The organism is Citrobacter sp. RHBSTW-00986, from assembly GCF_013783065.1.
Taxonomy (GTDB): domain Bacteria; phylum Pseudomonadota; class Gammaproteobacteria; order Enterobacterales; family Enterobacteriaceae; genus Citrobacter; species Citrobacter braakii.
The window spans coordinates 1,640,245-1,662,851 of sequence record NZ_CP056200.1; the positions used below are offsets into that span (position 1 = coordinate 1,640,245).

General features: G+C 54.5%; 21 protein-coding genes. 10 read left to right on the forward strand and 11 right to left on the reverse strand.

What is annotated here, in order from left to right; all coding sequences use genetic code 11:
• The first annotated feature begins 4 nt into the window (after positions 1–4).
• From menB to pmrD, 4 genes are all read left to right on the forward strand, one after another.
• The gene (gene menB / locus HV345_RS08065) at positions 5–862 is read left to right on the forward strand and encodes a 1,4-dihydroxy-2-naphthoyl-CoA synthase (RefSeq protein WP_181636471.1); all 858 of its coding nucleotides are present in this window, start codon (positions 5–7) and stop codon (positions 860–862) included.
• The gene (gene menC, locus HV345_RS08070) at positions 862–1,824 is read left to right on the forward strand and encodes an o-succinylbenzoate synthase (RefSeq protein WP_181627179.1); all 963 of its coding nucleotides are present in this window, start codon (positions 862–864) and stop codon (positions 1,822–1,824) included. Before menB ends, menC begins: the two co-directional genes overlap by 1 nt.
• Complete coding sequence (menE, locus tag HV345_RS08075) at positions 1,821–3,245, forward strand: o-succinylbenzoate--CoA ligase (RefSeq protein WP_181627180.1); 1,425 nt, start codon at positions 1,821–1,823, stop codon at positions 3,243–3,245. The genes menC and menE overlap by 4 nt, the downstream gene beginning before the upstream one ends.
• 95 nt (positions 3,246–3,340) lie before the next feature.
• Positions 3,341–3,604 (forward strand): signal transduction protein PmrD, encoded by a 264-nt coding sequence (pmrD, locus tag HV345_RS08080; protein WP_047416297.1) that lies wholly within the window; start codon positions 3,341–3,343, stop codon positions 3,602–3,604.
• Positions 3,605–3,606: 2 nt separating this feature from the next.
• On the opposite strand, the gene arnF is transcribed toward pmrD, so the two are convergent.
• The 8 genes from arnF to nudI form a co-directional block, all read right to left on the reverse strand.
• Positions 3,607–3,993 (reverse strand): 4-amino-4-deoxy-L-arabinose-phosphoundecaprenol flippase subunit ArnF, encoded by a 387-nt coding sequence (arnF, locus tag HV345_RS08085; RefSeq protein WP_016153820.1) that lies wholly within the window; start codon positions 3,991–3,993, stop codon positions 3,607–3,609.
• Positions 3,993–4,328 carry a 4-amino-4-deoxy-L-arabinose-phosphoundecaprenol flippase subunit ArnE gene (arnE, locus tag HV345_RS08090; protein WP_016153819.1) on the reverse strand — a complete coding sequence of 112 codons (336 nt, stop codon included), beginning with the start codon at positions 4,326–4,328 and terminating at the stop codon, positions 3,993–3,995. Before arnE ends, arnF begins: the two co-directional genes overlap by 1 nt.
• Positions 4,325–5,983 (reverse strand): lipid IV(A) 4-amino-4-deoxy-L-arabinosyltransferase, encoded by a 1,659-nt coding sequence (arnT, locus tag HV345_RS08095; protein WP_181636472.1) that lies wholly within the window; start codon positions 5,981–5,983, stop codon positions 4,325–4,327. Before arnT ends, arnE begins: the two co-directional genes overlap by 4 nt.
• Positions 5,980–6,882 (reverse strand): 4-deoxy-4-formamido-L-arabinose-phosphoundecaprenol deformylase, encoded by a 903-nt coding sequence (arnD, locus tag HV345_RS08100; protein ID WP_181636473.1) that lies wholly within the window; start codon positions 6,880–6,882, stop codon positions 5,980–5,982. The genes arnT and arnD overlap by 4 nt, the downstream gene beginning before the upstream one ends.
• Positions 6,879–8,861 carry a bifunctional UDP-4-amino-4-deoxy-L-arabinose formyltransferase/UDP-glucuronic acid oxidase ArnA gene (gene arnA / locus HV345_RS08105; RefSeq protein ID WP_181636474.1) on the reverse strand — a complete coding sequence of 661 codons (1,983 nt, stop codon included), beginning with the start codon at positions 8,859–8,861 and terminating at the stop codon, positions 6,879–6,881. Before arnA ends, arnD begins: the two co-directional genes overlap by 4 nt.
• Positions 8,858–9,841, reverse strand: coding sequence for an undecaprenyl-phosphate 4-deoxy-4-formamido-L-arabinose transferase (gene arnC, locus HV345_RS08110; RefSeq protein ID WP_049281478.1), 984 nt, complete (start codon positions 9,839–9,841; stop codon positions 8,858–8,860). The genes arnA and arnC overlap by 4 nt, the downstream gene beginning before the upstream one ends.
• A 2-nt stretch (positions 9,842–9,843) precedes the next feature.
• The gene (gene arnB / locus HV345_RS08115; RefSeq protein WP_181636692.1) at positions 9,844–10,983 is read right to left on the reverse strand and encodes a UDP-4-amino-4-deoxy-L-arabinose aminotransferase; all 1,140 of its coding nucleotides are present in this window, start codon (positions 10,981–10,983) and stop codon (positions 9,844–9,846) included.
• A gap of 287 nt (positions 10,984–11,270) precedes the next feature.
• A complete protein-coding gene (nudI, locus tag HV345_RS08120; RefSeq protein ID WP_016153813.1) occupies positions 11,271–11,696 on the reverse strand; it encodes a nucleoside triphosphatase NudI in 426 nt (141 codons plus the stop codon).
• Between the two features lie 318 nt (positions 11,697–12,014).
• Here nudI and HV345_RS08125 point away from each other — a divergent pair, with 318 nt between their 5' ends.
• The 6 genes from HV345_RS08125 to yfaU all read left to right on the forward strand — a co-directional run bounded on the left by HV345_RS08125 (position 12,015) and on the right by yfaU (position 18,234).
• The gene (locus tag HV345_RS08125; RefSeq protein WP_181636475.1) at positions 12,015–12,557 is read left to right on the forward strand and encodes a YfaZ family outer membrane protein; all 543 of its coding nucleotides are present in this window, start codon (positions 12,015–12,017) and stop codon (positions 12,555–12,557) included.
• Positions 12,558–12,636: 79 nt separating this feature from the next.
• A complete protein-coding gene (locus tag HV345_RS08130; RefSeq protein ID WP_016153811.1) occupies positions 12,637–13,839 on the forward strand; it encodes a nicotinamide mononucleotide deamidase-related protein YfaY in 1,203 nt (400 codons plus the stop codon).
• Between the two features lie 218 nt (positions 13,840–14,057).
• Positions 14,058–14,840, forward strand: coding sequence for an IclR family transcriptional regulator (locus tag HV345_RS08135; RefSeq protein ID WP_142417554.1), 783 nt, complete (start codon positions 14,058–14,060; stop codon positions 14,838–14,840).
• A gap of 13 nt (positions 14,841–14,853) precedes the next feature.
• Positions 14,854–16,059 (forward strand): L-rhamnonate dehydratase, encoded by a 1,206-nt coding sequence (rhmD, locus tag HV345_RS08140; RefSeq protein WP_181636476.1) that lies wholly within the window; start codon positions 14,854–14,856, stop codon positions 16,057–16,059.
• Between the two features lie 56 nt (positions 16,060–16,115).
• Positions 16,116–17,405, forward strand: a complete 1,290-nt coding sequence (locus HV345_RS08145; RefSeq protein WP_016153808.1) for an MFS transporter — start codon at positions 16,116–16,118, stop codon at positions 17,403–17,405.
• A 25-nt stretch (positions 17,406–17,430) separates the two neighbouring features.
• Positions 17,431–18,234, forward strand: a complete 804-nt coding sequence (yfaU, locus tag HV345_RS08150) for a 2-keto-3-deoxy-L-rhamnonate aldolase (RefSeq protein ID WP_049281473.1) — start codon at positions 17,431–17,433, stop codon at positions 18,232–18,234.
• Positions 18,235–18,273: 39 nt separating this feature from the next.
• Here yfaU and glpC read toward each other — a convergent pair whose 3' ends face one another.
• Genes glpC through glpA form a run of 3 tightly spaced genes read right to left on the reverse strand, consistent with a single transcriptional unit; the run spans position 18,274 to position 22,338 of the window.
• Complete coding sequence (gene glpC, locus HV345_RS08155) at positions 18,274–19,464, reverse strand: anaerobic glycerol-3-phosphate dehydrogenase subunit GlpC (protein ID WP_047359207.1); 1,191 nt, start codon at positions 19,462–19,464, stop codon at positions 18,274–18,276.
• Positions 19,461–20,720: a glycerol-3-phosphate dehydrogenase subunit GlpB gene (gene glpB / locus HV345_RS08160; protein WP_046275944.1), complete on the reverse strand. Its 1,260-nt coding sequence runs from the start codon at positions 20,718–20,720 to the stop codon at positions 19,461–19,463. The genes glpC and glpB overlap by 4 nt, the downstream gene beginning before the upstream one ends.
• Positions 20,710–22,338, reverse strand: coding sequence for an anaerobic glycerol-3-phosphate dehydrogenase subunit A (gene glpA / locus HV345_RS08165; RefSeq protein ID WP_016157025.1), 1,629 nt, complete (start codon positions 22,336–22,338; stop codon positions 20,710–20,712). Before glpA ends, glpB begins: the two co-directional genes overlap by 11 nt.
• Positions 22,339–22,607: the final 269 nt, after the last annotated feature.

A 22,607-nucleotide genomic window follows, 5' to 3' on the forward strand; every position in this document is an offset into this window, starting at 1 on the left:
TTTTATGATCTATCCTGAAGAAACAATGCTTTACGCACCGGTAGAATGGCACGATTGCTCTGAAGGCTACACCGACATTCTCTACGAGAAATCCACCGACGGTATCGCAAAAATCACCATTAATCGTCCGCAGGTACGCAATGCCTTCCGTCCGGTCACCGTGAAAGAGATGATCCAGGCGCTGGCGGATGCTCGCTATGATGACAACATTGGCGTGATTATTCTGACCGGTGCTGGCGACAAAGCATTCTGCGCGGGTGGCGATCAGAAAGTGCGCGGTGACTACGGCGGATACCAGGATGATTCCGGTGTGCATCACCTGAACGTACTGGACTTCCAGCGCCAGATTCGTACCTGTCCGAAGCCGGTAGTGGCGATGGTTGCAGGCTTTTCCATCGGCGGCGGCCATGTGCTGCACATGATGTGTGACCTGACCATTGCGGCTGAAAACGCCATCTTCGGCCAGACCGGTCCGAAAGTCGGTTCCTTCGATGGCGGCTGGGGTGCCTCTTACATGGCGCGTATTGTCGGTCAGAAAAAAGCGCGTGAAATCTGGTTCCTGTGCCGTCAGTACGATGCGAAGCAAGCGCTGGATATGGGCCTGGTAAACACCGTGGTTCCGCTGGCCGATCTGGAAAAAGAGACCGTACGCTGGTGTCGTGAAATGCTGCAAAACAGCCCGATGGCGTTGCGCTGCCTGAAAGCTGCACTGAACGCCGACTGCGATGGTCAGGCTGGTCTGCAAGAGCTGGCGGGTAACGCCACCATGCTGTTCTACATGACGGAAGAAGGTCAGGAAGGCCGTAACGCCTTTAACCAGAAACGTCAGCCGGATTTCAGCAAATTTAAACGGAATCCGTAATGCGTAGCGCGCAGGTATACCGCTGGCAGATCCCCATGGACGCGGGGGTGATTCTGCGCGACAGGCGGTTAAAAACGCGTGACGGGCTGTACGTTCGCCTTTATGACGGCGAGCGCGAAGGGTGGGGAGAGATCTCCCCGCTGCCCGGCTTCAGTCAGGAGAGCTGGGAAGAGGCGCAAACCGAGCTGCTGGCCTGGGTCAACGGCTGGCTACAGGGGGATTCTTCCTTACCGCAGCTGCCTTCGGTCGCCTTTGGCGCAAGCTGTGCGCTGGCCGAACTGGCTGGCGCATTGCCAGAAGACGCAGACTACCGTGCAGCGCCGCTGTGTACGGGCGATCCTGATGATCTGGTACTGCAACTGGCGGACATGCCGGGTGAAAAAGTAGCGAAGATAAAGGTCGGACTGTATGAAGCGGTTCGCGACGGTATGGTCGCCAACCTGCTGCTTGAGGCTATCCCGGAGCTGCATTTGCGACTTGACGCCAACCGAGCCTGGACGCAGTTGAAAGCCCAGCAGTTCGCGAAGTACGTTAATCCAGAGTACCGCGGGCGCATCGCTTTTCTCGAAGAGCCATGCAAAACCCGCGATGACTCTCGTGCTTTTGCGCGTGAAACCGGCATTGCCATTGCCTGGGATGAAAGCTTGCGTGAAGCGGATTTCATCTTCGAAGCCGAAGAGGGCGTCAAGGCAGTGGTTATCAAACCTACGCTGACGGGCAGTCTCGATAAAGTGCGCGAACAGGTGGAAGCGGCGCATGCACTTGGTCTCACCGCTGTTATTAGTTCGTCGATCGAGTCGAGCCTGGGCTTAACCCAACTGGCGCGAATTGCCGCCTGGCTGACGCCGCAGACCATTCCGGGGCTGGATACCCTGAGCCTGATGCAGTGCCAGCAGGTACGCACCTGGCCGGGTAGCGCATTGCCGTGTATCGATGTTGATGCGCTGGAACGCCTGCTATGACCCAGCGGGAAATGCCCGATAGCGTAAGCATATCGGGCCTGGTACAACCCGATGACTGGCCGTGGCGTCACTGGCGACAGGTTCGTGCAGAGGTGCCTGCTCTACGCCTCAACGATGAAGTATTAAGCTGGAGCGAGCTCTGCACGCGCGTTGACCATCTGGCCAGCGGTTTTGCCGCTCAGGGCGTGGAAGAGGGCGATGGCGTCCTGCTTCGCGCCTGGAATCATCCGCGTGCTTTGCTGGCCTGGCTGGCATTGCTGCAATGTGGGGCGCGGGTTTTACCTGTGAACCCGCAGCTGCCTCAATCGCTGCTTGACGCGCTGGTCCCGGACTTAACGCTGCGTTTTGCGCTGGATCTTGAGGCAGCTAATGTTCTCGCGGGACTCCATCCGTTGCAGATGCAGGCAGTGCCAGGCAAGCATGCCGCCGCGTGGTTACCCCAGCGGTTGAGCACGATGACGTTAACCTCAGGTTCTACCGGATTGCCAAAGGCAGCGGTGCATACCTGTCAGGCTCATCTGGCAAGCGCGCAGGGCGTGCTGTCATTAATGCCATTTGATGCTGAAGATGACTGGCTGCTCTCGCTGCCGCTGTTTCATGTTTCCGGCCAGGGTATTTTGTGGCGTTGGTTGTTTGCCGGGGCACGAATGACCGTGCGCGACAAGCAACCATTGGAGCAAATGCTGGCTGGATGCACTCATGCTTCGCTGGTGCCCACGCAGCTGTGGCGCCTGCTGGTCAACAAAACGGCGGTAACGCTCAAAGCAGTGCTCCTGGGTGGCGCGGCAATTCCTGTTGAATTGACGGAACAGGCGCGCGAGCAAAGGATTCGCTGCTGGTGCGGTTACGGTTTAACGGAGTTTGCTTCTACGGTCTGTGCGAAAGAAGCGGATGGCCTGGCAGATGTGGGGTCGCCCCTGGCAGGCAGAGAAGTCAGAATCGTTGATGGTGAAGTCTGGCTGCGTGCCGCCAGCATGGCGCAAGGTTACTGGCGTAACGGGCAACTGATTCCTTTAGTAAACGCGGAAGGCTGGTTTGCCACCCGCGATCGCGGGGTGTTGAAGGACGGCAAGTTAACCATTGTCGGTCGGATGGACAATCTGTTCTTTAGCGGCGGGGAAGGCATACAGCCGGAAGAGGTGGAACGCGTGATTGCTGCGCATCCGCATGTTCTGCAAGCCTTCATTGTGCCGATAGAAGACAAAGAGTTTGGTCATCGCCCGGTGGCGGTCGTTGAGTATGACACCAATGCGGGTGACACCAATCTGGCAGAGTGGGTGAAAGATAAGCTGGCCCGCTTTCAGCAACCGGTATGCTGGCTGACATTGCCACCCGAACTAAAATCCGGAGGGATTAAAATCTCTCGTCGTGCGCTGTCAGATTGGGTAAGTGCTTCATTCTTAAAATTAAGCAAACAGTAATTACATTTCTCACTTTCGCTATTGAGTCGCTATTGTCATTTTGTTTATCTGCTAATGTGTAACCTGTTGTGAAATTTTTTAACAAAAGGTGCGCTATGGAATGGCATGTGAAGAAGTCTTGCTGTCACAAAAAAGCAGGCAGGCTCTATATCGTACTTTGTGATGGCGGCGGTTCGCTAAAGATGCTGGCTGAGGCGCACTCTTCCGAGTGGGTTAAGCCCGGAGACCTCCTTTCACCGCTGAAAGATGCACTGTATTGCATTAATCGCGATACCTCACGGTTAATCAAAATAATTGATGCCAGACAGTACACGTGCGAGGAATGGGAACGCCTGTTACGACTGTCTGAAGATAAATAATCTCAGGGTTGGCGCTGGTGTGAAGGTAAAAAAATCGTCAGTAGCCCTGCCATGATGCACAGCACTCCGGCGAGCGCTTTCGCTGAAAATATTCCCTGCCAGCCGGGCAGGATCATTGATGCAACCCACACCAGTACATAGCTCAGGCTGAGCAGGGCATACGCTTTGCTCAGTGCGAGCTGGTGCAGCGCTTTATGCCAGCAAATCACCGACAGTAAATACCCTGCCAGTCCGGCATACAAAGCAAATGCGCCGACGCTAAGAGAGAATACGGCAGAAATGAATTGCTGCGGCTGCAGCATTGGCGGCAGATTATCCATCGCAAAGCCAAGACTCAACTGGGCGGCTGAAGTGATAATAACGCTGCATAATCCCCAAAAGATGCCCATTACACCGCGCTCCCAAGAATAAAGATGCCGGTGATGATTAACCCCACTCCCAGCCAGTGGCGCGGGGTGACGGGTTCGCGCCAGATTTTCCAGGCAGCCAGAGTCACCCATACAAAATTAAGACTCAGCATGGGGTAGGCGATGCCGACCGGAATGTTCTGCAGCACCGCCAGCCATAGCAGCATGGCCAGACCGAGACTTGCCAGAGCAAGCCCAATCCATAGCGTAATGTGGCGTTTTCGCGCTCGAACGGGAACGGGTCGCGACGCCTGCTTCTGACATAACTGACCGCAGACGCTGAGCAGGCTGGCGAGAACTAAGGCTATCCAGATCATTTCGGCCGATACTGAATCAGGACCAGACGCCCCTGATTATCGATATAGTCAGCGGGAGGGATAGCAAGTCGATTAATATCTTCATCCTTATCAATTGTGAGCACGAGCGTAATGTTTCCTTGCTGACGATGTTGCGCTAACCACTCGGCAAAGTTCCCCCGACCGACAAAACGCCCCTGGGCATCCGGGTAGTTAAGGCCATATTTTAACTCGCCCGTTTGTCCGTACATTATGATGTCGTCACGCTTCAGGCTCCAGGCCAGCCCCGCGGCGACGCCAACGCTGTCGGTGAGAATATAACGGCTCGACTCCAGCGACTCTTTGGTCATCTCGACAAAAAATTGTGGCTGTTTAGATTCCATCACCCGGTCAGGAATGGAGAAGCCAAACAACAGTGCCAGGCCTAATGGACACAACGCTGCGAACGTCCAGTTCTTCTCGCGGTTATTTAGCGTATACCAGCCAAAGAGCGTCCAGATGATAAAAATGCCCCACGCACAAAACACCTTATAGGTTTCGATATGCGACCAGACCGGCGTCTTTAATGGACCCAGTGTAGAAACAATAAACGTGGCGACAATGCCGGTCACGCCGAACAGAACGTTGATCCAGCCATTCACGCGCAGCGCGGTTGCGCCTTTTTGCGCGGCCTGCAGGCCGAAACGCGCCGTCAATATTGCCAGCGGCGCGAAGCAGGAAAGAATATAGGTCGGCAGTTTTCCTTTCGCAATGCTGAAAAACAGGATTGGCATGATAATCCAGCTCAGCAGGTACAGTGCGCTGCGCGGAACATCCCGTTCACGCCAGCCCGTACGCAGCGCGCCGGGGAGCAGCCCGAGCCACGGTAATGCGCCTGCCACCAATACCGGAATGTAGTACCAGACGGGGGCCTTATGTTGGGCATCCTCCCGCGCGAAACGTTGAATATGCTCGACCCAGAAGAAGTAATGCCAGAAATCCGGCTCACGCCGGGCAATCGCTATTCCCCAAGGCAGCACAGTCACGATGCAACCGACTACTGCCAGCAGACCGTAGATAATGAGATCTTTCCAGCGCTTTTGTACGAAAACCCACGGTAATACGCTGAGCACAGGAATGGCGAGTGCCAGGAAACCCTTGGTCATCACGCCCACGCCGCAGGTTAACCCTAAGAGCAGAAAGGCGGTAATTTTGCGCATTCTGCTGGTGGCTTGCATCCCCTCCCAAAAGCAGCACATGCCCGCCATTAGCCAGAGCGCAATCATGGGATCAAGTACCGCGTAGGTACCGATGCTGTAAACCGAAAAAAACGTTAAAAAGATAACCGAAGAGAGTACGGCGGTGCGCTTATCCCGCCACAACCGCATGGCAAGCCAGGCTACCATTAGCGCCGTCAGCAAAGTGGCAAAAATGGCTCCTGCTCTGACGCCGAAATTATTGGCGCCAAACAGCCATTGCCCGATGCTGTTTAACCAGTATCCGGCAATCGGTTTTTCAAAATACCGTAGCCCTAAAAAGTGCGGAACGATCCCGTCGCCAGAGGTCAGCATTTCCCGACTGATTTCGGCATAGCGCGTTTCATCAGGCTGCCACAGCAGGCGACTGTTGATGGGGAGAATAAAATACAGCGCAATAAAAGCGATAAATGCCAGGGTGTAGCGGACAGTATGTTTCATCTTGTCACACTCACTGGTTGTTGGCGGCCGACCCATCCCTCTCTGCCGGATATTTTGCCACGCACGATCTGCCCTGTTGGCAGCGAACTGACATCGTCCGGTAACAGGTCGCCGAGCGGGCAAAATGTTATCCCCATGTCTGCGGCGCGAGTAAGCAGCTCGTCAAAATTCAGCTGAAAGGCGATGCCTTCAACTTCCGCATGAATGGTATACACCGGTGTTCCTCTGCTCATCTGGATGTGGGAGAGAATGTAAGCGTTGAAGTCCACCGCCTGGACTTCCTGACCAACCACTTCATCCCAGGTGGGTAGCGTGACGGGAATTTGCGGCGTACCTGTTTTCCCGGACGTCAGCACCGGACGGAATAACGACGTTCCCCGACAGTCGCTGTTATAACGCAGATGGAACGTTTCTTTGGCGTGGACGACGCGATCGTCGGCACGCCATCCGGCAACGGCAGAACAGGTGACGGGTTGTCCGATAAGAGTTTCAAGGGCCATGATGCCTCGTGAAATATCATCAATCAGCTGTTTGTCATTCCAGTTTCCGCTTCGCGCCTGCCAGGCATGGTGATCCCAGGCATGCAGACCGGTTTCATGAAGCAGGGCGGTTTGCGCAATGATCGCCGCGTTGGCCTGGCCGATCTCTTTTCCCGGCCAGGCGGTTCCCGCCAGCAATATATCCCATCCGTAAAGTGATGCGGCGTTTGAGCGCAGCATCTTCCACAGAAATTGTGGTTTCACAAGACGCCAGAGGTGGCGTCCCATGTTGTCCGGTCCAACGCTAAAGAAAAAACTTGCCCGCACGTTATGTCGATTCAATGTCTCCAGCAGGCGGGGTACGCCTTCGCGCGTCCCCCTGAAAGTATCGACATCTATGCGCAAGCCGACTTGGGTCATGATGTGTGTTCCGTGATATTCACACTGCGTAAGAAGAAGTCCAGCGTCTCTTCTACCGTTTCCTGCATCTCAATGGTGGGCTCCCAGTTCAGGCAGCGTTTCGCATTGCGGATGTTGGGCTTACGATGTTCAACGTCTTGATAACCTTTACCATAGTAGCTGCTGCTTTCGACGTCACGGAAACCGGCAAACGGCGGGAAGTGGCTACGCAATGGATGTTTTTCAAAGCAGGTAAGCAGCATTTCTGCCAGTTCCTGAATACTCGCTTCGTTCTGCGGATTACCGATGTTGATAATCTCACCGTCGCAGCGTCCGCCTTCGTTTTCAATGATGCGGTACAGGGCTTCGATACCATCCCGAATGTCGGTAAAGCAGCGTTTTTGCTTGCCGCCTTCAATCAGCTTAATCGGTGAACCCTCCACCAGATTGAGGATCAGTTGGGTAATGGCGCGTGAGCTGCCGATACGCGCGGCGTTAAGGCTGTCCAGACGCGGCCCCATCCAGTTAAACGGGCGGAACAGGGTGAAGCGCAATCCCTCTTTTTCGCCGTACGCCCAGATTACGCGGTCCAACAACTGCTTGGAAACGGAGTAAATCCAGCGTGGTTTATTCACCGGACCGACGATCAGATTCGAGCTGTCCTCATCGAAAACTTTGTCGGTACACATGCCGTAGACTTCGGACGTTGACGGGAAAATGATGCGCTTACGGTATTTCACGCAGTAGCGAATGATTTTCAGGTTCTCTTCAAAATCGAGCTCAAATACGCGCAGCGGGTTGCGGGTATATTCGATTGGCGTTGCGATCGCCACCAGCGGCAGCACGACGTCGCATTTTTTAACATGGTATTCAATCCATTCGGAGTGAATGCTGATGTCGCCTTCGACGAAGTGGAATCGCGGATGCTGCAGAAAACGCCCAATGGCGTCACTGCCAATATCGAGCCCATACACTTCGTAATGATCTTCTTGCAGCAGGCGTTCGGTCAGATGGTTACCAATGAAGCCATTAACGCCAAGGATCAGCACACGGGTACGGCATTTGCTGGTGGCAACCGACTGGCTGTTCAGGCGGGAGCCTGGAACCAGGCCCAGAACCTGCGCCAGTTGCGACCCTTGCATTGCAATACCATCGCCAGCTTGTCCGGTAATAATTTCCAGGGCGCCATCGCCACAGGCGATCAGCAAAGGAGAAACGGAGATGACGGTACCCGGTTGGGTCGCTGAGTCATTTACGCAAACGCGCGATGACCAGACGGTGAACTTTTGTGTACCGACATAGCTAAATGCGCCCGGCCACGGATCGCTGACGGCGCGGACCTGGTTATGCAACTCCGCGGCAGGTGTGTTCCAGTCGAGGAAGCTATCTTCCGGTGTACGGCGACCAAAACAGGTAGCATCTGCTTCCTGTTGGGGGCGTTCTGCATAATCCCCGGTTTTAATCGCGGGCAGTGCCTGTTCCAGCAGGTGACGCGCAGCCTGGCACAATTTATGGTGCAGCGTTAACGCCACGTCATCCGGCGAAATAGCGACGTGCTGCTGGGCAATAATGGCGCCAGCATCCGCGCGTTTGACCATGCGGTGAAGCGTGACGCCGGTTTCGGTTTCGCCATTGACCAATACCCAGTTCAGCGGCGCGCGACCACGGTATTTCGGCAGCAACGAACCGTGCAGATTAAAAGCCCCCGCAGGCGCAAGACTGAGGATCTCATCACTCAGTAAATGACGATAGTAGAACGAGAAGATAACATCCGGCGCCAGTTGGCTAATGCGTTCAATCCACAAGGGATGATTGACCTCGTCCGGGGCGTAAACCGGAATTCCGGCGCTGGCGGCAAGGCGGGAAACCGAACCAAAAAATGCTTTTTCGCCCGGATTATCAGTGTGCGTAAAAATGGCAGCGATTTCATAACCGGCATCCAACAAAGCCTGGACACCCTGACATCCCATATCGTGATAGGCAAATACGATGGCTTTCATGCGCGGTTTTCCTCGGTTGGCTGCGTGGTTTGTGGGCGGATAACGTGTTGAACAAAATAGCGGGGGCGGGCGCGGACATCGTTATAGATGCGACCGATATATTCGCCGAGTAAACCCATGCCAATAAACTGTGCGCCGATAAAGGTAAACAGGACGGCAAACAGCATGAATACCCCTTCCGCGGCCCACTGTGGACCGAGCGTCAGACGCAGAACCACAAGCAGGATAGACAAGGTAAAGCCAGTGGCGGCGATTACGCTGCCCAACAGGCTCAACATACGAAGTGGCGTTGTGGTCAGACAGGTCACCAGGTCATACATCAGGTTGATCAGACGCATAAAGCTGTATTTGGAGTCACCAAATTCTCGCTCTGCATGGTGTACCGGGATTTCCGTAGCGCGCCGGGCAAAAATGTTGGCCAGAATCGGGATAAAGGTACTGCGCTCCTGGCAATGCAGCATGGCATCGACGATGTGGCGGCGATAAGCGCGTAACATGCAACCGTAGTCGCCCATCGCTTTACCGGTGGTGCGCTGAATCAGATGGTTAATCATTCGCGATGCGGTCTTACGAAATACGCTGTCCTGACGGTTCTGACGTACCGTGCCGACCACATCGAAGCCTTCATCTGCGGTGGCGACCAGCCGTGGGATCTCCTCTGGCGGGTTTTGCAAATCGGCATCCAGTGTGATGATCACGTCGCCGGTGACATGACTGAAACCGGCCATAATCGCCGAGTGTTGCCCGTAATTGCGATTCAATAAAATAGAAACAATGTGGCTGTTCGGTGCCTGGGAAGCGTCCATCATCAGCTGTGCGGAATGGTCGCTGCTGCCGTCATCAATTAGCAAAATTTCATAGTCTTTGCCCAATTTTTCGCAGGCAGCGCTGGTACGTCTGATTAACTCTGGCAAGCTTTCCTGTTCATTAAAAACGGGAATGACCACCGAGACTTTTTTGATCGGTGCTGCTTCAAACATGGTTATTGTCCTGCAATCTCGCGAAGTGCCGTAATTACCCGCTGGGTGTCATCGGCGGTCATATCGGGGAATAACGGCAGTGAGCAAATGCGCGCGCTATTCCATTCTGTATTGGGGAGCGAAAGGGTAGTGAAGCGTTCGCGGTAATATTTTTGCGAATGGGCCGCACGAAAATGCAGACCGGTGCCGATATTTTTGGCCTTTAACGCCTCCATTAAGGCATCTCTGCTCAGACCGCAGCGGGCTTCGTCAACGCGAATGATGAACAGGTGCCAGGCGTGAACGTGCGCCCACTGGGGCAGACTCAGTGGTTGAAATGGCGTATCGGCCAGCGCCTGTTGATACTCGCGGGCAATTTGCGCCCGGCGTGAGTTCAGGTGTTCCAGTTTATTTAGCTGTACCAACGCAATGGCGGCGTTGATATCCGTGAGGTTGTACTTGTACCCTGGCGCAAGCACTTCGGCCTGCGGCGCCCGGCCATAGGTTTGTCGATCAAAGGCATCAACGCCCAGACCATGAAACTTCAGGCTGCGAAGCCGTTGGGCAAGCTGGCTGTCGTCGGTAACGATCAACCCGCCTTCGGCGCAGGTAATATTTTTGATGGCGTGAAACGAGAATATTGCCGTGCCGCGCGCGCCGACATGACGACCTTTATACAACGTCCCTACGGCGTGGGCCGCATCTTCTATAATCGGAATGCCATAGCGTTCGCCAATGGCATAAATCGCGTCCAGGTCGGCGGGGGCGCCTGCGTAATGTACCGGAATAATGGCTTTGGTTCGCGGGGTGATGGCGGCCTCAATTTGCTCCGGTGTGACCATGAGCGTATCGCGGTCAACGTCGATCATGACTGGCGTCGCACCCAGCAGGACAATCATGTTGAGGGTAGAAACCCACGTCATTGACGGTGTAATAATCTCATCGCCTGCACCGATGTCCAGCGCCATCAGCGTGATGTGCATTCCTGCCGTAGCGGAGCAGACGGCGACGGCGTGTTGATTTCCCGTGAGCTGGCAGAAGGCTTCTTCCAGCTGTTGATTTTTCGGGCCGGTGGTTATCCATCCAGAGTCCAGAACCGTCTTCACAGCAGCAAGTTCTTCAGCCCCCATTGCCGGGCGAGAGAAAGGCAAAAAGTCAGGCATCATTATTCCTTCAAGCCATTTAACGCCACCGACGTTTTATTTTTAGTGATAAACAGGGGCGTCGTTAATTATTTCATCAGGCTTCAAAGGGTAATGACGGAAGGTTAATTTATCCTTAAGAGTTTAAGGTTTGGGACAGATAGAGGAATAGCGTGTTTTTTATCTTAATGAAAAAAAGATCATGTAGGTTCTTGAGTAGTTTGGGCGACATTGCCGTTATCTGCAGACTGATGAGCGCAATGCCGCTATTAAGAATGCTAATTATATGCCGTTATTAAAATGATGATTTACAGTAACCCTTTCAAGGTTAACGTTTTACGCGTGGCGATATTTAAATCGTAAGAGCCGAGATCTTCCGCTTTAACCCAGGCGAATGCCTGGAATTCTTCGTTAATCTTCACTTCACGATTAGCCGCCACACAATCGAAGATGAGATAAATCATATAAATCTCTTCCTGACTGCCATCGGCGTACGTTTTGGTGCGAACATCGTCACTGAAGGTCCATGGCGTAATATCTGATAACACCAGTTGTTCGCCCAGCTCTTCTCTTACTTCACGGCGCAAAGCTTCTTCAATACGTTCACCCGGTTCAACGCCGCCGCCAGAAAGCGCCCACTGACCGGGGAACACACCGCGGTCGTCAGCCATTTTGCACAGTAAATAACAGCCATCGTTTTGAATTAATGGGCAAACAATTGTTCTTTGGCGCATAAGTCGAATCCTTGTAGGGGGAGGTATAGAAAATTCCATCGTGCACGCATCTTACCTTTTGCTGACGGTAGAAAAAACGCTTCATCGACGAATAACGCCGCTTTGGCAGGGAAAACAGGATGTTTGTTGAAAATGGCGTTCTGCTGCCCTCAGTGGCGTAATTGCTACAAGAATTTAACCTTATCTAAATCTTGTGAGTAGTATTTGCTTACAATATGTTATTGCATCGCTTTTTTAGTGCATTGATTCCTCGTGATCTAACAGTACAATTCACAGGTTTTGGGGCTATGTTTTGATTCTTGCTGGAAAGGATAGAAAATGAAAAAAAGTTTAATGTTGGGTTTTGCCGGAATGCTGTTTGTTTCCGCGTCGGCGAGCGCGATTAGCATCAGCGGCCAGGCTGGCGAAGACTACACCAACCTGGGTTTCGGTATGGGTACTGAGACCACCGGTTTGGCCGTCAGCGGTAACTGGATGCATAACGATGACGACGGCGATGCGGCCGGTCTGGGACTGGGTCTGAATATTCCTCTCGGTCCGCTGCTGGCAACGGTCGGTGGGAAAGGCATTTATACTAACCCGAATGATGGTGACGAGGGTTACGCGGCGGCGGTCGGTGGCGGTTTGCAGTGGCCGATTGGCGACAGCCTCCGCCTGTTTGGCGAGTATTATTACTCTCCCGATTCTCTTTCCAGCGGTATCGACAGCTATGAAGAAGCGAATGCAGGTGCGCGTCTGACCATTATGCGTCCGCTGAGCATTGAAGCCGGTTATCGCTACCTGAACCTGGCAAGCAAAGACGGTAACCGCGATAACGCGATTGCTGACGGCCCGTACGTTGGGGTTAACGCGAGTTTCTGATTTTTCCGGCGCGGCGTTCAGTCGCGCCTTCCCCCCTCCATGCGTTATAGTGTTTTCATCATAAAAGCAGGAGAACACGATGTTAAACGTGGAGATGCTATCCACCGGGGATGAAGTGTTGCACGGACAAATCGTCGACACGAATGCCGCCTGGCTGGCCGATTTTTTCTTTAATCAGGGGTTACCGCTAACCCGTCGCAACACGGTAGGTGACAATCTTGACGATTTGGTCGCCGTTTTGCGTGAGCGTAGCGAACATGCCGATGTACTGATCGTTAACGGCGGTCTGGGACCAACCAGCGATGACTTGAGCGCGCTGGCGGCGGCCACGGCAAAAGGTGAAGGGCTGGTGCTGCATGAAGCATGGCTCGCCGAGATGGCGCGTTATTTCCGCGATCGTGGACGCGTGATGGCACCGAGTAACCGCAAACAGGCTGAGCTACCTGCCAGCGCGGAATTCATCAATAATCCGGTAGGAACCGCGTGTGGGTTTGCCCTGAAGCTTAACCGCTGCCTGATGTTCTTTACCCCAGGAGTGCCATCAGAATTTAAAGTCATGGTTGAGCATGAGATCCTGCCGCGTTTGCGTGAGCGTTTTTCGCTGTCTCAACCCCCGCTATGCCTGCGATTAACCACCTTTGGTCGTTCTGAAAGCGAGCTGGCGCAGAGCCTGGATCCGCTGCAATTGCCACCGGGAGTGACAATGGGCTACCGCTCGTCAATGCCGATTATCGAACTGAAGCTGACCGGGCCGGATTCCCAACGGGAAGCGATGCTGGCGCTGTGGCCAGAAGTTAAGCGGGTTGCCGGGCAGAATATGATTTTCGAAGGTACGGAAGGTTTACCCGCGCAAATCGCCCGCACGTTGCAGGAACGGCAATACAGCCTGACGCTAAGCGAACAATTCACCGGTGGTCTGGTGGCGCTGCAGCTTTCGCGCGCGAATGCTCCGCTGTTGGCGAGCGAAGTGGTTCCGCCCCAGGAAGAAACGCTGGCGCAAACGGCACACTGGATAACCGAACGACGTGGCAACCATTATGCCGGGCTGGCGCTGGCGGTATCGGCTTTCGAAAACGAACATATTAACTTTGCGCTGGCAACGCCTGATGGAACGCATGCCTTACGCGTACGGCTGAACGCTAATCGTTATAGTTTGTCGGTGCGTCAGGAAGTGTGCGCAATGATGGCGCTCAATATGCTGCGCCGTTGGCTCAACGGGCAGGATATTGCCAGCGAACACGGTTGGATAGAAGTGGTTGAATCCCTGACGCTGCCTTCCTGACTTGCACCCTCTCACGCGCTTGTTATGGGAAGGCATTCTGGCCTTCCCGTTATCAGTCCAACCTGTTGCACTCTCTGTAAAAAAATCTGTGCGTTAGTTCACAATTATGCTCGTTTTTTCTCCAGCCAGCTGGAAGAACGAGAGGATTTGATGCGCTTCACAATTTTAACCCCCTTAACCTACCACACTGATTCCAGTATCTCAGACTGGAGTCCAGTATGTTGGAATCAAGCAAAGTTCCCGCGCTCACCAGGGCGATCGAAATACTCAATCTCATTGCGCGTATCGGCCCATGTAGCGCCGCCACCATCATAGAGGCGCTGGGTATTCCAAAAAGCACCGCGTACCTGTTACTTAACGAACTGAAGCGTCAGCGCTTTATCAGCATTGATCATCAGGAAAATTACTGCCTGTGGACCAAGCTGGTTGAGTTGTCCGGGCATGCGCTGAGCAAGATGGATTTACGTGAACTGGCGCGTCCCCGGCTGACACAACTGATGGATGAGACAGGGTTACTTTGCCATCTCGGGATCATCGACCACGAAAGCGCGTATTACATTCTGAAAGTGGAATCGTCATCCACTATCAGCGTGCGCTCCCACGAAGGGAAAAGTCTTTCGCTCTATCGCTCGGGTATCGGCAAATGCCTGCTGGCCTGGCAACCGGCAGCCGCACGAAAAGCCATTATTGAACAGCTGATATGGGAACAGGCAACGCCGACCACTATCACCAGGCCAGAGCAGTTGAATGACGAGCTGGAGCGTATTCGACAGCGTGGATGGAGCTTTGATAATGGCGAAGATTATCCCGATGTTCGCTGCGTCGCAGCGCCTGTTTTTAACGCTAACAATGAACTGACCGCCGCGATTTCAGTGGTCGGCACTCGTCTGCAAATTAACGAAGAGAACCGTGATTATCTGGCCGGTAAAGCGATTGCTTGCGCCAGGGATATTTCACGCCTGTTGGGATGGAAAAGTCCCTTCGACTCACTCGCTTCATAAAAAGGAGAACACCATGACCCTACCTAAAATTAAACACGTTCGTGCCTGGTTTACCGGTGGTGCTACGGCGGATAAAGGCGCTGGCGGCGGCGATTATCACGATCAGGGCGCTAACCACTGGATTGACGATCATATCGCCACGCCAATGAGCAAATATCGTGAATATGAGCAATCGCGCCAGTCCTTTGGCATCAACGTATTAGGAACACTGATTGTTGAAGTGGAAGCTGAAAACGGACAGACCGGTTTTGCTGTTTCCACGGCAGGGGAGATGGGGTGCTTTATTGTGGAAAAGCATCTCAATCGTTTTATTGAAGGGAAATGCGTCAGTGATATCAAACTCATTCACGACCAGATGCTGGGCGCAACGATGTACTACTCCGGCTCCGGCGGTCTGGTGATGAACACCATCTCGTGCGTGGATCTGGCGCTGTGGGATCTGTTTGGCAAGGTGGTGGGTTTACCGGTCTACAAACTATTGGGTGGCGCGGTACGCGACGAAATTCAATTCTACGCGACCGGTGCGCGCCCTGATCTGGCGAAAGAAATGGGCTTTATTGGCGGCAAAATGCCGACCCACTGGGGGCCGCATGACGGGGATGCGGGGATCCGCAAAGATGCGGCAATGGTAGCCGACATGCGTGAGAAATGCGGTCCGGATTTCTGGTTGATGCTCGATTGCTGGATGAGTCAGGACGTGAACTATGCCACCAAACTGGCCCATGCCTGCGCACCGTCCAATCTGAAGTGGATCGAAGAGTGTCTGCCGCCGCAGCAGTATGAAGGCTATCGCGAGCTGAAACTTAACGCCCCGGCGGGGATGATGGTTACCAGCGGTGAACACCACGGGACGCTGCAGTCCTTCCGCACACTCTCAGAAACCGGCATCGATATCATGCAGCCGGATGTGGGCTGGTGCGGTGGGTTAACCACGCTGGTGGAAATTGCCGCTATTGCTAAATCGCGCGGACAACTGGTGGTGCCGCATGGTTCCTCGGTTTACTCGCACCATGCGGTGATCACGTTCACCAATACCCCGTTCAGCGAGTTTTTGATGACCAGCCCGGATTGTTCAACGATGCGTCCACAGTTTGATCCGATCCTTCTGGACGAACCGGTACCCGTCAATGGCCGCATTCATAAGTCGGCGCTCGACAAACCAGGATTTGGCGTCGAGCTTAACCGCGACTGCAATCTGAAGCGCCCTTATAGCCACTAATGACCAGTGCGTTGCCAATACCACGGCAACGCCCTCATTTCTTTGAGGATCTTGCTATGAGTACCACGTTACTTGATGGTGTGGTGAAGAAAAACCGCGCCCGTTTGATTCCCTTTATGCTGGCGCTGTATGTGCTGGCGTTTCTTGACCGCTCGAACATCGGTTTTGCCAAAGAGACCTATCAGATTGATACCGGTCTGAGCAACGAAGCTTATGCGTTGGGCGCGGGGATTTTCTTTGTGGTTTACGCCTTTCTGGGGGTTCCTGCCAACCTGTTGATGCGTAAATTTGGTGCCAGAACCTGGATTGGTACCACCACGTTGCTGTGGGGATTCCTCTCTGCGGCGATGGCATGGGCGGATACTGAATCGAAATTTCTGATTATCCGTACTCTGCTGGGGGCGGCAGAGGCGGGCTTCTTCCCCGGTATGATCTACCTGACGTCCCAGTGGTTCCCCCAGCGTAACCGCGCCAGCATCATGGGGCTGTTCTACATGGGGGCGCCGCTGGCGTTAACCCTGGGATCGCCGCTTTCCGGTGCGCTGTTGGAGATGCACGGCTTTATGGGGCATCCAGGGTGGTTCTGGATGTTCGTTATCGAAGGTTTACTGGCGGTAGGCGCGGGTATTTTCACCTTCTTCTGGCTGGATGATACCCCGCAGCAGGCGCGTTTCCTGAGCGCGGAGGAAAAGGCGGTGCTCATTAGCCAGTTGACAAGTGAAGAGGAGAAAAAGGTCACTTCGCGCCTGTCGGATGCGCTGCGTAATGGCCGTGTCTGGCAACTGGCGATTATCTATCTGACGATCCAGGTGGCGGTGTATGGCCTGATCTTCTTCCTGCCAACTCAGGTTGCTGCGTTGTTAGGGACAAAAGTGGGCTTTACGGCTTCGGTCGTGGCGGCAATACCGTGGGTGGCGGCGCTGTTTGGTACATGGCTTATTCCCCGCTACTCCGATCGCACCGGCGACCGGCGTAATGTTGCCGCGCTGACGCTGCTGGCGGCAGGAATCGGCATTGGCCTTTCTGGGCTGGTTTCACCGGTACTGGCGATTGTGGCGCTCTGCGTCGCGGCGGTCGGTTTCATTGCGGTACAGCCAGTGTTCTGGACGATGCCAACGCAACTTCTTTCCGGGACTGCTCTGGCGGCGGGGATCGGCTTCGTCAACCTGTTTGGTGCCGTTGGCGGCTTTATTGCTCCCATTCTGCGCGTCAAAGCCGAAACGGTGTTTGCCAGCGATGCGGCGGGCCTGCTGGTCCTCGCGGGCGTCGCGATTATTGGCTCGCTAATCATCTTTACGCTGAGTGTGAACCGTTCAGTTTCACAAGCAGGCGCTGCGCATCATTAATCTTATCTACGTTGTAAGGATCGTTATGAACGCATTGTTATCAAATCCCTTCAAAGAAGGATTACGCAAAGGGGAAGTCCAGGTCGGCCTGTGGCTTAGTTCGACCACCTCTTACATGGCGGAGATTGCCGCGACGTCGGGCTATGACTGGCTGCTGATTGATGGAGAACACGCGCCGAACACGGTGCAGGATCTTTACCATCAGCTGCAGGCGATAGCGCCTTATGCCAGCCAGCCTGTGGTTCGCCCGGTGGAGGGCAGTAAAGCGTTGATCAAGCAGGTGCTGGATATTGGCGCGCAGACGCTGCTTGTCCCGATGGTCGACAGCGCAGAGCAGGCGCTTCAGGTGGTTTCCGCGACTCGTTATCCACCGCTCGGCGAGCGTGGTGTCGGCGCCAGCGTGGCACGGGCGGCGCGCTGGGGGCGTATCGACAATTATATGGCCCAGGCTAATGAATCACTCTGCCTGCTGGTACAGGTCGAAAGCAAAGCGGCACTGGATAATCTGGATGCCATTCTGGACGTTGACGGTATTGACGGTGTCTTTATTGGCCCGGCGGATCTTTCTGCGTCGTTAGGCTACCCGGATAATGCCGGACACCCGGAGGTGCAGCGGATCATTGAGCAAAGCATTCGCCGTATTCGCGCAGCCGGAAAAGCAGCCGGTTTCCTCGCTGTTGACCCAGCAATGGCGCAGAAATGTCTGCAATGGGGAGCAAATTTTGTCGCGGTAGGCGTGGATACCATGCTTTATACCGAAGCGCTGGATCGCAGGCTGGCAATGTTTAAATCAGGACCGGCAATTCAACCGCTGAAAAGTAGTTATTAGGTGCTAAAGCCCGGTAGCCAACGCCACCGGGCAACAGAATTAACCTAACGCTTTGGCAAGCAGGGTGATGGGGTGTTCGCAGCGCTTACTGGTAGACATCTCAATCTGCCATTTACAGGTTTCGCAGTCGGTGACGACGATATCAGCGCCGCTGTCTTCAATCTGGCGGAACAGCGGTGCGCCAATGGATTGCGATGTCGGGTAGTTTTCCTTTTTAAAGCCGTATGTCCCGGCAATCCCGCAGCATTGCGAGTCCAGCACCGTTAGCTCCAGCCCTGGAATTTGTCGTAGCAGTTCCAGCGTGTAGAGCGTCCAGCCCATTTTCTCCATGTGGCATGGCGTGTGGTAGACCACTTTCAGCGGCAGCGTTTTCAGCGGCAGCGTTTTGCCTTCATCCAGTTTGCGCCACAGCCAGCGGGTTGCCAGTTCAATGTGTTCGCGTAGACCTGAGTTGTCGACGTCCAGCACTTCCGGATATTCATCACGCAGCGCAAAGGTGCAGGTTGATGAGGTGGCGATCACCGGAATGCCTTTGCCGTCAATCGCTTCTCTGAGGGAGGCCACGTTGCTCACCGCCTGCTTACGCGCTTTATCGGTAAAGCCGTTGGCAATCAGCGGTACGCCGCAGCATTTCTCTTTGCTCAGCAGTTGCACCCCGGTTCCCATCGCATTCAACACTTTGATCAGGTCTTTGCCGAGCTGCGGATGGTTATAATTCACAAAACAGCCGTGGAAAAAGGCAACCTGATCCTGATATTGCGTTTGCTGTGCGGCAACGCTGCGATACCAGCGGCGGAAGGTGCCAAAAGAGTACTTCGGTAGCGTACGGCGATGGTCGATTTTTAGCGCGTAATCCAGCAGCTGACGCACCGGTTTGAGTGAGGTGGCGGTATTCACTATCGGGGCGAACGGTGTGGACACGCTACCCATCAAATCGGTATGGCTTAAGACAAAGTTACGCAGCGACGGACGCGTTGTGTCGTATTTGGCGCGCGCGCGTTGGATGATATCGCCAATCTTCACATCTGACGGACAGGCTACTTCGCAACGCTTACAGTTGATGCAGTATTTCAGCGCATCGTCATATAACGCGCCATCTTTCAGGCGCAGACGCTCACCGTCCGGTCCGGCCTGTTTAGGACCAGGGTAGTTCGGATTGACGCGACTTACCGGGCAGGCCGTGGTGCACACCGTGCATTTGATACAACTTTCAAAACGTGTGTCGCTCATTGCTGGCCTCCTGCACGTTTCGCAATATGATGTGCGGCGTGTAAGGCGCTAACAGCGCACACGCCGCCTCCGCAACCCTGGGCGATAGGGTCGAATCCGCCGAGAACGGAACCGATGGCATACATGTTCTCTATCGTTTGTCCCGCCAGCGACGGGCGCAGCCCTGCATCGGTCGTAACGCCAAACTGCTGCCACGGTTGTGGGTCGAAGACGTCACGCTCATACCACTCGGCGCGCGTGGCGGTTTGCTGTACATCCAGCCCCAGGATAGGTTCGTAGATGGCCTCACGCGTGGCGACCAGCCCGCTGCTGAAGAAGCTGCCGCTGGCGAGCACGGCGAAACGTGGCCGCAAAGGAATATCGGCATGATTACGGGTCCAGATTTCGCTGACTACGCCGTCCTGACAGGTGATTTTCTTCACTTCATCACCCGGCATCCAGACGCCGCCCTGGCGCACAAACTGGCGCTGCAATTTGTTATGCAAACGCATACCCAGTACCGAAGGCGGTAGGGTCGGTAACAGCGTCAGCGAGCAGGGGAGGCGCTCGTTAAGCCATTGCCAGAGCTGTTCATCCGCCAGACCGAAGCAGGCCGGCATAATTATCATGTCGCAGGTTTTTGCTACTGGCAGTAAAGCGTCATAGAGCAGCGACCATTTATCTTCGTTATCCAGCAGGCGCGCAATATTGACGGCGCGAAACTCGGTCGGGTTATCACGCAGGACATCCAGCTCAGGCAGATCGATTTCTGCCGTCTCGACGCTGAGATTGCGTTGACGCAGCGACGCCGCGGCGAGATGTGCCTGAAAATCCAGTAAACCGCTAATACCTACAACGCAGATACGCTGCGCGGACAGCGGCCAGACCGGAACTTCCGGGGAACTTAACCAGGTTGAGCGCAGCGTTCCCAGCGGGGTGATGCGTTGATGTGACTGATGTACCTTGCCTTGCAAATGCGTTCCGCATTCTTCGAGAAGATTTTGCGCCTGCTGGGCCAGCTCCAGGACGTTGTGCGTTCCGATGGTGCTGTACGGGTGCGCGGGTGCCTGAGTGCGCAGCGCATTCAGGCCTGCTTCTATATCCGTCACCGGTTGGCCATCGGGTAAGTTGCTGAGCAAATCCAGTGAGCCGGAGGAGAAATGCAGGGCGCTTTGGCCGCGAGTGACAATCGTGCAGCGTAAACCGCTTTTTTGCAGTTGCAGGCCGCACAGTAGTCCGGCCAGGCCGCCGCCGATAATGACGGTATCAAATTTCATCCTGGTGCTCCTTTTCCAGACCGCACAATCCCTGATAGACCCAGCGTGTGAATTCGCTTTCGCGCAGCGCATCTCCCCAGGCGATAGGCTGCACGCCTTTCCAGCGTTCATTGAGGAAATCGGAAAGCTGGGTGATAGATTGCGCGGCGGTGGTGACATTAAAACGTTGCAGCAAACCTGCGGCGCGGCAGGCACACAATTCGCCCTGGCAGGTCCCCATTCCAACACGGGTACGGCGACGCAAATCCAGCAGGCTGTTGACGGTCAAATTCTCGACGGCGTACTGCACTTCACCTGCAGTGACCGCTTCGCATTCACAGACCAGGCTGCGGTGCTGACGACCTTCGCTAAGCCACGCAGGGGTGCGATCGCCGTGACGGTAGACCGCTGAGCCGCGCAGTGGCGCGGGCAACGAGATCACGCGTTTGAGCGTATGCTCGGTCGATTCTTGTGAGCCAGGCAGCGCCGTGTCTGCCGTTGTGCAAGGTTGGGTATTGCCCAGCTTACGGCAAACGGCATCGGTGGCCCACTCTGCCATCAGGCGGTAGGTCATCAATTTGCCGCCGGTAATGGTGATAAACCCGTCCAGTCCGTCACGCTGGGCGTGATCGAACAGTACAATCCCACGACTGACGTTACGGCCACTTGGATCGTCGTCGCTGGCTACCAGAGGACGCACGCCGGAGTAGGCGCGTAAAATGCGCGTTTTCGCCATAATCGGTGCCAGTTTCTCGCCTTCACGCAGCAGTATATCGACCTCTTCTGCGGTGACGCGGTTGCTGTCGATATCATCGTAATCAATGTGCTGTGAGGTGGTACCAATCAGCGAAATGGTATCACCGGGCACCAGGATATCGGCGTCAGACGGCTTACGACAGCGGTTGATGACATGCTGGTTAATGCGGTGATCCATAATCAGCAGCGAACCTTTGGCCGGGAACATACGGATGCTCAGATCGGCATATTCCGCAATGCGCTGGCCCCAGATCCCGGCGGCGTTGACGACTACCGGTGCATGCAGAGACTGCATCTCACCCGTCAGATGATTGCGTACGTTCACGCCGCAAACCGTTGCCCCTTCACGAATCAGTCCCGTCACTTCATGCGCCGTTAAGATTACTGCGCCATGCTCACGCGCATCCAGCATGTTGGCGGCGGTTAAGCGGAAAGGATCAACCGTGCCGTCCGGCACTTTTACCGCGCCAATCAGCTGTGGGTTGACGGAAGGTTCGATAATGCGCGCCTGCTTAGGGTCAATTGCTTCTGCGCGAATACCGGCCTCTTCACAGGCGCGAATAAAGGTTGCCTGGAAGGAGAGTTCATCTTCCGGCAGGGTAATAAACAGACCGTCCGTCGGCTCAACGCAATGACGGGCGATACGTTTGAGAATTTGGTTTTCGCTGATGCACTCCCGGGCAGATTCAGCGTCGGTGACGGCGTAGCGTGCACCGCTGTGCAGCAGACCGTGGTTACGTCCGGTCGCCCCTGTGGCGATATCGTGGCGTTCCACTAAGATGACGCGCAACCCGCGCAGCGCACAATCGCGTGCGATCCCTGCACCTGTTGCTCCTCCACCAATGATAATCACGTCACTTGTTTGCGAGTCGCGAATTTTCATTGTTTTTCCTCACAGTTCGTTTTTTATCATTTAGCCACATAAAAAACATGGATTGTTTGATTTCGCGCATAATCGCTCATTATTCGAAAATGAAACGTGATTTCGTGCGCCTTTATGAACATTTGTCATAAATCTGTAACAATATGTGCAGCGTTTCACATTTTTGTTATGTATCTTTCCTTAACATCGCGGCCACACTGGGAGCGGTAGGGCAGTAATGACGAACTGCAGTGTTTACTTCGAATGAAAGACGGCCACGGAGGCTACAC